12 protein-coding genes are annotated in these 12,277 nt (G+C 52.9%); 1 reads left to right on the top strand and 11 read right to left on the bottom strand.

The window, feature by feature from the left end:
• Nucleotides 1-8 precede the first annotated feature (8 nt).
• The 6 genes from rnc to RIN67_RS05875 form a co-directional block, all read right to left on the bottom strand.
• A complete protein-coding gene (gene rnc / locus RIN67_RS05900) occupies nucleotides 9-704 on the bottom strand; it encodes a ribonuclease III (RefSeq protein ID WP_024746453.1) in 696 nt (231 codons plus the stop codon).
• Nucleotides 705-778: 74 nt separating this feature from the next.
• The gene (acpP, locus tag RIN67_RS05895) at nucleotides 779-1,027 is read right to left on the bottom strand and encodes an acyl carrier protein (protein WP_024746454.1); all 249 of its coding nucleotides are present in this window, start codon (nucleotides 1,025-1,027) and stop codon (nucleotides 779-781) included.
• A gap of 78 nt (nucleotides 1,028-1,105) precedes the next feature.
• Nucleotides 1,106-2,140, bottom strand: a complete 1,035-nt coding sequence (gene plsX, locus RIN67_RS05890) for a phosphate acyltransferase PlsX (RefSeq protein ID WP_024746455.1) — start codon at nucleotides 2,138-2,140, stop codon at nucleotides 1,106-1,108.
• 18 nt (nucleotides 2,141-2,158) lie between these two features.
• Nucleotides 2,159-4,192 (bottom strand): ATP-dependent DNA helicase RecG, encoded by a 2,034-nt coding sequence (gene recG / locus RIN67_RS05885; protein ID WP_264998998.1) that lies wholly within the window; start codon nucleotides 4,190-4,192, stop codon nucleotides 2,159-2,161.
• Between the two features lie 101 nt (nucleotides 4,193-4,293).
• Nucleotides 4,294-5,988: a DAK2 domain-containing protein gene (locus RIN67_RS05880; RefSeq protein ID WP_264998999.1), complete on the bottom strand. Its 1,695-nt coding sequence runs from the start codon at nucleotides 5,986-5,988 to the stop codon at nucleotides 4,294-4,296.
• Nucleotides 5,989-6,020: 32 nt separating this feature from the next.
• Nucleotides 6,021-6,383, bottom strand: coding sequence for an Asp23/Gls24 family envelope stress response protein (locus RIN67_RS05875; protein ID WP_024746458.1), 363 nt, complete (start codon nucleotides 6,381-6,383; stop codon nucleotides 6,021-6,023).
• A gap of 233 nt (nucleotides 6,384-6,616) precedes the next feature.
• Between RIN67_RS05875 and rpmB the strand changes: the two genes are divergently transcribed.
• Entirely contained in the window at nucleotides 6,617-6,802 is a 186-nt protein-coding gene (gene rpmB, locus RIN67_RS05870) for a 50S ribosomal protein L28 (RefSeq protein WP_024746459.1), read from the top strand.
• A gap of 365 nt (nucleotides 6,803-7,167) precedes the next feature.
• Here rpmB and RIN67_RS05865 read toward each other — a convergent pair whose 3' ends face one another.
• The 5 genes from RIN67_RS05865 to RIN67_RS05845 form a co-directional block, all read right to left on the bottom strand.
• Complete coding sequence (locus RIN67_RS05865) at nucleotides 7,168-7,845, bottom strand: thiamine diphosphokinase (protein ID WP_264999000.1); 678 nt, start codon at nucleotides 7,843-7,845, stop codon at nucleotides 7,168-7,170.
• On the bottom strand, nucleotides 7,845-8,498 hold the full coding sequence (gene rpe / locus RIN67_RS05860) for a ribulose-phosphate 3-epimerase (RefSeq protein WP_024746461.1): 654 nt from the start codon (nucleotides 8,496-8,498) through the stop codon (nucleotides 7,845-7,847). Before rpe ends, RIN67_RS05865 begins: the two co-directional genes overlap by 1 nt.
• Before the next feature lie 12 nt (nucleotides 8,499-8,510).
• Nucleotides 8,511-9,407 (bottom strand): ribosome small subunit-dependent GTPase A, encoded by an 897-nt coding sequence (gene rsgA, locus RIN67_RS05855; protein WP_264999001.1) that lies wholly within the window; start codon nucleotides 9,405-9,407, stop codon nucleotides 8,511-8,513.
• Between the two features lie 85 nt (nucleotides 9,408-9,492).
• Nucleotides 9,493-11,526 (bottom strand): Stk1 family PASTA domain-containing Ser/Thr kinase, encoded by a 2,034-nt coding sequence (gene pknB / locus RIN67_RS05850; RefSeq protein WP_264999002.1) that lies wholly within the window; start codon nucleotides 11,524-11,526, stop codon nucleotides 9,493-9,495.
• Nucleotides 11,526-12,272: a Stp1/IreP family PP2C-type Ser/Thr phosphatase gene (locus RIN67_RS05845; protein ID WP_264999003.1), complete on the bottom strand. Its 747-nt coding sequence runs from the start codon at nucleotides 12,270-12,272 to the stop codon at nucleotides 11,526-11,528. Before RIN67_RS05845 ends, pknB begins: the two co-directional genes overlap by 1 nt.
• Nucleotides 12,273-12,277 lie beyond the last annotated feature (5 nt).

Raw genomic sequence — 12,277 nt, 5'->3', positions numbered from 1 at the left:
AGTCATCCTTACTCTGCTTTCAAATTTTCTAGTGCGTGGCGTGCGGCGTTCTGCTCCGCATGCTTCTTGGAGTGACCAGTTCCCTCGCCTAATAACTGATCATTGACGTATACGGCCACCTTGAAGGCCAGGTCGTTATCCGGCCCCTGCTCATCCTCTAATCGGTAGTCGATGGCTACGGCGCCGTTCTGTTGGACCAACTCCTGTAGCTCCGTCTTGTGGTCAAAGAACTCGTCGAACCGGCCTTCATCCAACTTAGGGAAGACCACCTGCGTGACGAACTTCACCACGGCATCCAGTCCCTGGTCCAGGTACAATGCCCCGATGAAGGATTCGAAGATGTCACATAACAGCGAGTCACGTTGCCGTGCTTGCGCCTTTTCCTCACCCTTACCCAGTCGAATATACTGGTCAAAGTGACACTCACGCGCAAAACTAGCAAAGCTGTTCTCATTGACCATGGCCGCCCGTAACCGGGTCAACCGGCCTTGGGGCATCTGGGGATAACGCCGATAGATGTAGTTCGAGACCACCAACTGCATCACCGCATCCCCCAAGAATTCGATACGTTCGTAGAATTTCAGTCCCTGGTTCGGGTGCTCATTCACATACGAAGCCTGCGTAAAGGCTTCATCTAGCAGGGATTGGTCCTTGATATGGATATCAAACCGTTCGGCTAATTCTTGATTCAATCCAACAATCACGTGCGATTCCTCATTTCCTTATTAAGATTGAAAAAGCCCGGGACGAAAGGTTGCGGCCCGGACTCGCTCAGTAACTATTTTTGTTCTTGATGGGCGACGATGTAGTCAACCACTTCACCAATGGTATTTAATTTCTCGGCATCTTCGTCAGAAATCTCGGCGTTAAACGTATCCTCTAATTCCAAAACGAATTCCACAAAATCAATTGAATCGGCATCTAAATCTTGCTTAAAGTTTAATTGCTCATTGATCTGATCGCGGTCAACTTCGAAACGGTCCGCAATAATATCGGCAATTTTAGTAAAAATTTCTGATCTCGTCATTTGCTATCCCTCGCTCACAGTATTCAAGTAGTAGTTTAGCCGTTTTCCAAAGGCTTGTCTAGCAGATTCTTTAGGGGGCTACTTCAAGGTTTCCTTTAAAGCCGCCATTTGTTCAGCGTGGTCCGTAAAGTAATTAATCATCTGCCGGGAACTGTCCGTGGCCAGTAATTCATGGATCTGTCCCATGGTATTCTTGACCGTCTCCGCCTTCGTCGAGCCATGCGTCTTGACCACGGGGGCCTTCAAGCCCAACAGCACGGCACCACCGTATTGGGAGTAGTCCATGGCGTCGCGGACCCGGTGAAAGACTGGCCGCAACATGCTGGCCCCCAGCTTTCCTCCTAAGCCGCCACTCATAATCTCACCCTTGATCAGCTTCAACATCGAAAGGGCGGTACCTTCGATGGCCTTGAGCGTCGCATTACCCGTGAAACCGTCCGTTACCACCACGTCCGCCGCACCGTTCAAGAGTTCTCGGGACTCAACGTTCCCCACAAAATGAATATCGTCCATGCCCGCTAAGGTGTCATGAATCGCCCGGTGGGCCTTATCGCCCTTATCCGCTTCGGTCCCGTTATTCAAGAGCCCAATCCGGGGATGCGCCACGTGCATGACCGACTGCGCATAGTACTGGCCCATGATGGCGTACTGGACCACGTTGAAGGGCTTCGTATCGGCATTCGCGCCGACATCCAACATCACGAAGCTGGATTGGTCCGGCTTCCGTAAAACGGGGAGGGTCGTGGTCAATCCTGGACGGTCAATTCCCTTGATCCGTCCCACGATCAACAACCCGGCCGTTAAGACCGCACCCGTATTCCCCGCTGAGAAGAAGGCATCGGCTTCGCCTTCCTTAACCGCCGTAGCGGCTAACACGATACTCGAGTGCTTCTTGCGCCGAACCGCTCGAACCGGCTCATCCCCCATAGCAATGACCTCTTCGGCCGGCTTTAGCGTGATACGCGTGGTATCTTGTAGCAGGGGTTGGACCTTATCGGCCTGTCCGTATAACAGGAACTCTAAGTCCGGGTAAGCATCCCGGGCGAGTTCGACACCCTTTACGATTTCGTCGGGGGCGTAGTCGCCACCCATTGCATCTACGGCAATCTTCATTTTTGCAATCTCCTTTATTCAATCCATCGTCGTGGTCTGGTGCGCCGTGGTGGTCAGGTAGGCCGCCACGGGTAAGTTAGCATCTTGGTTCGCCCAATCGTCCTGGTCAACCACGGACTTGGCGGCCTGTTGCGCGACACTCAAAATATTGAGGTCAGCCACCGGATTCCCCACCTTAAACTCGGGGACCCCCGACTGCTTGCGTCCTAAAACATCCCCGGGCCCGCGCAGTTCCAGGTCCTTTTGGGACAGTACGAACCCGTCCGTGGTACTGGTCATCGTGGTCATCCGCTCAATCGCGAGCTGGTTCTTAGGATCCGCAATCAGGATACAGGTCGACGCTTTCTTCCCCCGACCGACGCGGCCCCGCAACTGGTGGAGCTGAGCCAAGCCGAAGTGGTCGGCATCGTAAATCATCATCAACGTCGCATTCGGGACGTCGACTCCGACTTCGATCACCGTGGTCGCGACCAGCACCTGAAATTCGTTGGCTTTAAAGGCGTCCATGATGGCGTTTTTCTCGTCATTCTTCATGCGGCCGTGCAGGAGCCCTACCCGGTACTGCGGTTCGAATTGGGCCTGAAACCGTTGATAGATGGCCTCCGCATTCTTCATGTCGACAGCCTCGGATTCTTCAATCAGGGGCGTGACCACGTAAGCCTGCGACCCTACCGCGAGTTCGGCTTTGACCTCACGCAACATACTTGCTTCTTGATTACTGCGAATCCAGACCGTCCGAATCGGCTGACGTCCTGCGGGCAATTCATTGATTACGGAAACGTCCATCTCCCCGTAAGCGGTAATCGCTAGGGTCCGGGGAATCGGGGTCGCCGTCATCGCTAAGATATCGGGCTGAGCGCCCTTTTGTCGTAAGGCCTGTCGTTGATTGACCCCAAAACGGTGTTGCTCGTCAATCACCGCTAAGCCTAAGTGGTGGTAGTGGACCTCGGGTTGGATCAAGGCGTGCGTGCCCACCACCAGGTTCACCTCTCCGTTCGCAATCTGGGGCAACAAGACTTTCCGTGCTGCCGGCTTGGTTGCCCCCGTCAGTAGCGCAACGTTCACGGGAAAGTCCGCAAATAATTTAGCAAGATTATTGGCGTGTTGCTCGGCCAGAATTTCGGTCGGCGCCATTAAGACGGCCTGGGTCCCGGCGGTAATAGCCGCGTACATCCCGATGGCCGCGACCACCGTCTTCCCACTCCCCACGTCACCTTGAAGGAGCCGGTTCATGTGAAGCGGTCGCTTCAAATCATAGCAGATCTCGTTGACCACTTTCTTCTGCGCCGCCGTTAACTCATAGGGCAGACCCGCAATGAATCGTTTCAGCTCTGCCAGATCATAAGGGAGCGCTTGGCCCCGCAACGTATGGTCCTGCCGCTTCACAATCTGCAAGCGCAACTCAAATAAGAAAAATTCTTCGAACTTAGCCGTCCGCCGCGCAGCTTGGGCAGCGGTGGCATCAGCCGGAAAGTGCATGTCGTGAATCATCTGCTTCCGGTGCAACAACCGGTATTGCGCGCGAATCGCTTCTGGAATCAAGTCAACGATGACCGGCGCATAGGCCTCGTAAGCCTGCGTCACCAACTTCTTGATGGTGGCCTGTCGAATCTCCTTATTGGCCGGATAGATGGACCCCATCGCGCCGTTCGCACTAGTCAGCAGCTTCATTCCCGCCATACTTTGGCGTTTCGCATCGAACCGCCCATACACCACTAACGACTTCCCCGCTTCGATCTGATCCCGCAGCCAGGGCTGGTTAAAGAACGTCACCGGAATGATCGTGTGGTCATCCAACAACAGCCGGAAGTTCAACCGGTTCTTCTTACGGCCGAACCGGGTCAACACAGGCTCAGCCGCCACGGTCCCCTTGAGGGTCACCTTGGCCTGATCCGTGAGTTCTGCTGGATCCTTGGCCTGCAGGTCCTCATAACGGAACGGAAAATAGGTCAACAGGTCATTGATGTTCTCAATCGCCAGATCTTTTAGGGCCTGGACCCGCTTAGGACCCACGCCACTTAAACTTCCTACTGAATCACTTAAACTTGCCATCCGGGGGTCCTCCTCTCAGTCTTCCGTTCACGCAACGTTCAAAATCGTCTTAGATGTGAAAAAAGATTGGACGGCTGTCCAATCTTTTCGGGCCTGTTTCGTTATTCCACCGAAATCAAGAATGGATAAACCGGTTGATCTCCTTCGTGAACTTCTGTTTCCAGGTCATCATCTAAATCTGAAACCCGTTGTTGTAAATCAGCGGCAACCTCAGCGGTAGTATCTGCACCATAGATGATGGTGACAATCTCACTATCATCATCTAACATCGCCTTGACCATGTCAACGGCCGTGGTCAACAGATCGGCATCCGTCACCTTAATGGTGCCGTCGACGATGCCCATATAGTTGCCCTCTTTAATCTCAAAGCCATCTAGTTGGGTGTCGCGAATCGCGTGGGTCACCTGACCACTCTTGACCGTGGTCAAATTATCTTCCATCGAAGCCTGGTTATCTTCCAGACTAGCATCCGGACTGTACCCCAGCATCGCCGTCATCCCTTGCGAAACCGTCTTGGCGTGAACGATGACCGTTGGAATATCAGCAACTTGTGCGGCTTGCTCAGCGGCTAAGAAAATGTTCTTGTTGTTCGGCAACACGATCGCTCGCTTAGCCTTAGACGCGTGAATGGCATCCACGATGTCTTGCGTACTTGGATTCATGGTTTGCCCACCATTGACCACATGCGTCACACCCAAGCTCTTAAAGAGTGTCGCTAAGCCGTCTCCGGCAGCAATGGCAATAATCGCCGTCTCCGGTGCTTTCTCCGCTTCAGGAGCCGCCGGAGTGGCCTCTGGTGCCTTCTCTTCGTCGTGTTCCATAATGGTCTCTTGTTGCATCCGCATGTTATCGACCTTGACCTTCGCCAGGTCACCGAATTCTTGACCCCAAGCAATGACTTTGCCAGGGTGTTCCGTATGCACGTGGACCTTAACGATTTCGTCATCGTTCACGACCAGTAAGGAATCCCCTAACTTAGCTAGGTAATCATAGAACGTATCGTAATCAAACTTATGGTCGACCTGCTTTCCGCGACCAATCCGGGCCATGATTTCCGTACAGTAGCCATACTTGATACTGTTCGGGTCTAGCTTGCCCTGCACACTTTGATGGTGCGTCGCATCGATCATTTCGTCCATCTCGGCATCATCGGGTTGGTAGTCCGCCGTTTCGGAGACCCGACCATTCAGTGAATCGTCAAAGGCCTCTAACACAAACGTGAGCCCTTGACCACCGGAGTCGACGACCCCGACTTGTTTCAGGACTGGCAAGAGATCTGGCGTGGTGGCCAAAGCCGCCTTGGCAGCTTGATAGACGGCATCCATCACGGCCAAGACGTCATCAGAATCCTTGGCAACGTTCAAGCCCGCCTGGGCGCCTTCCCGAACCACCGTCAAAATGGTTCCTTCGGTCGGCTTCATCACGGCTTTGTAGGCCGTTTCCGCCCCCGCAGCAAATCCGTCGGCTAGGTCTTGCGCCGTTAGTGTTTGCTTGTCAGCCAGTTTCTTCGAAAAGCCCCGGAAAATCTGAGACAAGATGACCCCAGAGTTTCCCCGAGCACCCATCAACAAGCCCTTGGCCAAAGCAACCGCCAAAGCGCCCACGGCCGTGGTATCGGCATCGCGTTCATATTTGGCCCCACTTTGTAGCGACAGGCTCATATTGGTTCCCGTATCACCATCAGGCACTGGGAACACGTTTAATGAATTAATAAAATCAGCATTTTGGTTTAGTTTTTGCGAGGCGGCCTGAACCATCTTACCAAACTCAAGATTAGTAATTTCTGTTACTTTCAACTAAGTATCCTCCTTGATTTTAGCACGTCTGGCTAGTCAGCCAACACCCGCACCCCTTGAACGATTACGTTAACTGAATTAGCAGTTACCCCTAACATCGTTTCAAGGTTGTACTTCACTTTGGATTGAACGTTACGGGAGACTTCCGAAATCTTAGTTCCGTAGCTGACAATCACGTACACGTCAATTGCGACACCGTTGTCTTCTTGGCGAACCACAACGCCCCGCGCGTAATTCTCTCGTCGCAGGATATCGTTCACGTTATCCCGCAGCTGATTCTTACTTGCCATGCCCACGACACCATAATTATCAGTCGCGGCACCCCCAACTACGGTCGCAATTACTTCATTGGTAATATCAATTGTTCCGTACTGAGTCTTAATCTTTACGGCCATGGAAATAGCCTCCTTGTCAAAGAATAGAATCTTAACAGAAATTAATCTTACCACAACCTGCTAAAAAATAGAAATAGGAACACTGAAAAGCGGGCAGTAGCAGTAATTGACTGTCAAGTAAATTTCCTTGAAAGAAAATATTGCGTTCCCTCAAAGAGTATGGTAAATTAGTCAGGTGAGTAAAAAGCACTGCTTTTTAAAAAGTAATAAATCCACAAAGGAGGGTTTACGCCATGGCAAAGGATTTTCTTAACGGCAAGCGGACGCGCTTCGGTAACAAGCGTTCCCACGCCCTGAACTCAACTCGTCGTGCTTGGAAGCCGAACTTGCAAAAGGTTCGCATCTTAGTGGACGGTAAGCCAAAGAAGGTTTGGGTTTCTGCTCGGACCTTGAAATCAGGTAAGGTAACTCGGGTTTAGGTTAAACTAAAACCGACTTATAAGATTAAAGACGTTATTCAGATGGTGATCTGAATGACGTCTTTTTTTGATTCCGGCCCCGTTTCTCCATCTAAAATCAGTTTCAAAAAAATCCGATCAGACATCCCCGTCTGACCGGACTTTTTTCTTAACGATAACAATACGGTGCTGAAACGTGCGACCAAAGACAGGCTGTGGCATCATCCGCCTTACCGGTTGCCATCATAGCAGTAATTGGTTTAGTCCAACAATCTCTACACGATTTTCAGCGCCAAATATGCCACGATAATTCAAAAAGGCTCTGTAAAACCGTTTGGGTTTTACAGAGCCAATTTTAGTGTGTTTTAAGTGTCGCTTGAACGCTCCTATTCGTGGCGCGCTTCGTAGGTGTCACAACTCTGAATCACACACAGTAATCCCGTGTCGAACTGAAAGGTTCCCGTTTCTCCAATAAACTCGTTACTGGCGAAGGAAATCGGGTACGGAATCGGTTCGTCGTGGAGCGGATACTTCTCGTCAAATAAGCTCAAGTGATCGATCGGCGTTAACGGAATGAACGCCAGATACTTCTTATCAGCTTCCTTTTGGAGCCGGTAATGGCCCGGTAAATAGAAAGTGATCGTATTTTGCCGATCAATCAACCGAATCTGGTTCGCATACTTTTTATACTGCGGCTCTAAGACCAAAAACAGGTTGGCCATGAAGTGGTCTAAACGCCCACCAGTGGCCCCGTAAATGTCGACGCGATCCGCATGGTAGTCCCGAAAGGCCACCATGACCGCCATCTGCGTATCCGTAAAATCCTTTTCGGGTTGCGCTTGTCGGATATCCTTAACGTTCCGCCGAACTAATTGTAACTCCGGTTCCTGTAAAGAATCGAAGTCCCCAATGGCCGCTACCGGCTGAATATTCAATCCAATCAACCGCAACGTTCCCCGGTCGACCCCAATCCAGGGGCCCGTAATCGCTTGGTCGGTCAACGTTTGCGGCCAATTGGCCTTAGGCCCGCCGACCAAGAGATTGAACGTTCCGCCCTGAGGCATTATTTAGTGGCGTCCTTTAAGGCGTTGATCCGGGCAACGGGATCATCCGCATTGAAGACGTAGGAACCGGCAACGGCAACCGTAGCTCCAGCGTTCGCACACTCAACTACCGTCTTATCATTGACCCCACCATCGACTTCGATGTCGAAGTTGTAGCCCTTTTCCTTCTTAATCGCATCCAGTTGTGCGATCTTTTGAACCGTACTCTGCAGGAACTTTTGGCCCCCGAAGCCCGGGTTGACCGTCATGACCAAGACTTGACCCACCATGTCTAAGACGGGTTCAATCTGACTAACCGGCGTCCCAGGGTTGATGACAACTTCTGGCGTCACACCAGCGTTTTGAATCATCTGTAAGGCGCGGTGAATGTGTGGCGTGGCTTCCACGTGGACCCCGATGATGTCGGCCCCTGCCTTAGCAAAGTCATCCACGTAGCGTTCTGGGTTTTGGACCATCATGTGGACGTCTAAGACCATCTTGGTGATGGGCCGAATTGCCTTAACCCAGCCGGGACCATAAGACAAGGCTGGGACGAATTGGCCATCCATGATGTCAATATGCAGAACTTCCGCACCCCCACGGTCGACCTTTTCGATATCTGGTTGGAGGTTCACGTAATCTGCGCTTAAAATTGATGGTGCTACTTTAATCATAACTTCTCTTCCTCATTTCTTTTTGTGATAAACAGGTTTTTGGTTCTGTAACAACGTGAGTAATTGCAAGTAGTTGTCGTACCGGCTCTGCAACAGGTCTCCCGCGGCTAGTGCGGCCTTGACCGCACAACCCGGTTCGTTAACGTGCACGCATCCCCGAAAACGACAATCCGGCGCTAACCGGCGAAACTCAGGAAAATACTGTCCCAGCTCGCGGTAATCAATCGTCAGCGTATCGTACGACGAGAATCCCGGTGTATCGGCCACTAACCCACCAGCAACTGGCATCAAGCTAACTTTCCGGGTCGTGTGCCGTCCCCGATTTAGGGCCGTTGAGATCTCGCCCGTCGCTAACGTCAGCTCCGGCGCGATATGGTTCAACAGCGTCGACTTGCCCGCACCGGTCTGACCCATAATGACCGTTTCTTGGTCCGCCAACAACTCGCGTAGCTGATCCAAGCCGGTCGACGCAAAGGGTTCGCGGGTCAGACACACGGCATACCCTAGCCGCCGATACGCCGCCGCCAAGTCTTCAAACTCCTGATACCGTTGGTCGTCAATCAGGTCCGTCTTGGTGAAGTAAATCACCGGTTGAATCCGACTGACTTCTAAGGCAATCAATTGCCGATCCAACAAGTTCGTCGAAAAGTCCGGCGCCTTGACCGCCGTCACCACAACGCCTTGGTCAATATTGGCCACGGGTGGTCGCGTTAACGAATTGTCCCGCGGCAGGATCTCTAAAATATACCCTTCCTTAGGAGACGAGCTTTCAAAGCGTACGCGATCGCCCACTAAGGGTGTCACCCGCTTCTTGCGAAAGTTTCCCCGGGCCCGGGTTCGATACATCTCGCCATCACTAAACACGTCATAGAACCCGCTTAGCGATTGACGAATCTGTCCCTCTGCCATGAAGCACCTCCTCTTTGTCGTGATGCAAAAAAGCTCAGTTCCCTTTTATTATAAAAGAACTGAGCTTCAAATGCAGGCTTTTTCCTTAATTTTTCGTCACGTGACTATCTTCGCCGATGACTTCACCGTTGCGCACGATCTTGTAAGCCCCGGACTTCCCGTGAGCGACCGTGAACGGCAACGAAACCGTCGTGTCATTGGTAATGGTCATCTGTTTGTAAACCGAACTCAACTGATGATCTTGATCCCGCAGGTAGATTTGAACCAGGTTCTCACTTGCTGCCGAACTGCTGCTGTCGTCGTCTTCCGTGTCGCTTTCGCTGGTGGCACTGCTGTCAAACGGAATCTTGACCTTGACGCTGAACTGGTCCGTCTCCGAACTATCACTTTCCGGCCCCCGCGACATGGTCAGCGTGATCTCGTCGCCTTCTTGGACCACGGCACCTTCACCTGGCGACTGGCGCATGACTTTTCCCTTCGCCACGTCGCTAGAATAGGCATACGTAAACGCAAGATTTAAGTTATGGCTCGCCGCATAGTCCTGCGCCTGGCTCTTGGTCTTATCCGTGAGATCACTCAGCGTCACCGTCTGGGTTCCGGTCGAGACCGTCAACGTGATCGTCGTGTCCTTGGGAATCACCTTGTGGCCCGCCGAAACACTTTGCTGGATAATCCGGCCCGCCGGCACACTGGTCGAATGGACCGACTCCCGGTGAACCGTAAAGCCCAGCGCCTCAAGCTTCGCCGCAACGCTGCTATACGAATCCCCCTGGTAGTCACCTAACCGGTAGCGCTTAGGCCCCGTACTAATCCACAGGTCGATGACGGAATTGCGTTGCAACTCCGTCCCCGACCTAGGTTCCGTCCGCACGACCCGGTGCCGTTTGACCTTGGAACTGGCCGTCTTATGGATCTCACCGACCTTCAGGTGGGTAGCCACCAGCGTTGACTGGGCCTTGGCTTGTCGCTGACCTACCACATTGGGAACGTTGGTCATTCGGGGTTGAAAGAGCGCGACCCCTAAGCCGGCCCCAATCAGTAACATCAGAATGATCAATCCCATCAGCATAAACTTGCGCCGACGGGGGTGCCGTTGCTTGTAAGACAGTCGGGCCTTGGGCGCCGCTTCTTCAGGCGACTGCTCACTCGCCTTAGTCGTTGTAGCCGGCTTCGACGTTGCCTGGGCGTGCGCGGTCGTGTCCGCTAACGCCGATAATTGGCCCAGCGAACTCAGAGGCAAGACCTTGGTCTCACCGTCATCGTCCGCTTCCGGTGTGAACCGCTCCTCACCGGCCCGCTTAGGAGACAATGACGTCCGCAGATCCGCGGCCATATCGGCCACACTCGCATACCGGTTCTGCGGCCGCTTCGCCGTGGCCTTGAAGACCACGTTCTCTAGGGCTTGAGGAATCCGCGGATCCGTGTCCCGCACCGCAGGAACGTCCGATTGAAAATGCTTCAACGCAATGGAGACCGCCGTTTCCCCTTCAAAGGGAACGGTCCCCGTCAACATCTCGTACAGGATAATCCCCAGTGAATAGATATCGGACTGCTTGGTTGCCATGCCACCACGGGCCTGTTCTGGGGACAGGTAGTGGACCGACCCTAGGACCGTATTGGTCTGCGTCAGACTGTGTTCGGACAGGGTCACGGCAATCCCGAAGTCCGTGATCTTCGCCACCCGGTTCTGATCGATCAAGATATTCTGGGGTTTCAGATCCCGGTGAATAATATTGTGCTCGTGGGCTAGGCGGACCGCACTGAGAATCTGTTCCATGATCTGAATGACTTCCCGGTAAGGTATCGGAAAATGTGCTTTGATGTAGGCCTTTAGGTCGGTTCCCTTCACGTACTCCATCACCAGGTACTGCATCCCATTTTCTTCGCCAACGTCGTAGACCTGAACAATATTATCGTGTACTAGCTCGGTTGCGGCTAGAGCCTCGCGTTGAAACCGCCGCATGGTGTTCGGGTCATCCCGCAAGTCTAACCGCAACAACTTGACGGAAACGTCCCGGTCTAAGATCAGGTCGTGGGCCAAATAAACGTTGGCCATGCCCCCTTCACCTAACGCGCGAATGATGCGGTAACGTCCGCTTAACGTGTATCCCGCTCGCATCAGCTCGCCACCTTCCGCCCGCCATTGGCGATGATCAACACACTAATGTTGTCGAGACCCCCCGCCGCGTTCGCCAGTTCAATCAACTGGTCACACTTGGCTTCTAGCGGCTGGGTGCTCTCTAAGACCGTGGCAATCTGCTGGTCATCGACCATGTTGGTCAGGCCATCCGTGCACAATAACAGCTGATCATTTAGGACCAACGGGTAGGTGTTCAAATCAAAGTTGGCATCGTTAGAAATCCCTAGCGACCGAATGATCACGTTCTTTTGGGGATGGTGTCGCGCCGCCTGTCGGCTGATCTCGCCACGCTTCACCAGTTCGTTGACCAGTGAATGGTCCTCCGTCAGTTGCCGGAGTTGACCATCGCGTAAGAGGTAAGCCCGGGAATCCCCGATACTGGCAATGACGACCTCGTCTGTAAAGTAGACAGCCGCCACCAGGGTCGTTCCCATGCCATTCAGGTCCGCAAATTGGTTAGACTTCTCGATAATCGAATGGTTCTCCATGGTAATCTGTTGGCTCAACCATTGGCTCGCTGCAGCGGTCGTGGTCCACGCCGTCAATTCGAAGTCGTGTCCCAGATGGGAGACCGCCATGGCACTCGCCACGTCGCCGCCCTGATGACCCCCAATGCCGTCAGCGACCAACGCCAGGTGTTGCCCGGCCTGATTCGTGAAGACATCGACGTAGTCTTGATTGTCAGCCCGCTGCTTGCCAATTGCCGTTCGAAAGGCAACTTCCATTGCCG

The sequence above is a fragment of the Levilactobacillus namurensis genome (assembly GCF_032197885.1).
GTDB lineage: Bacteria > Bacillota > Bacilli > Lactobacillales > Lactobacillaceae > Levilactobacillus > Levilactobacillus namurensis_A.
Note: the sequence above shows the minus strand (reverse complement) of the source record. Positions and strands in the feature narration are given on the sequence as shown.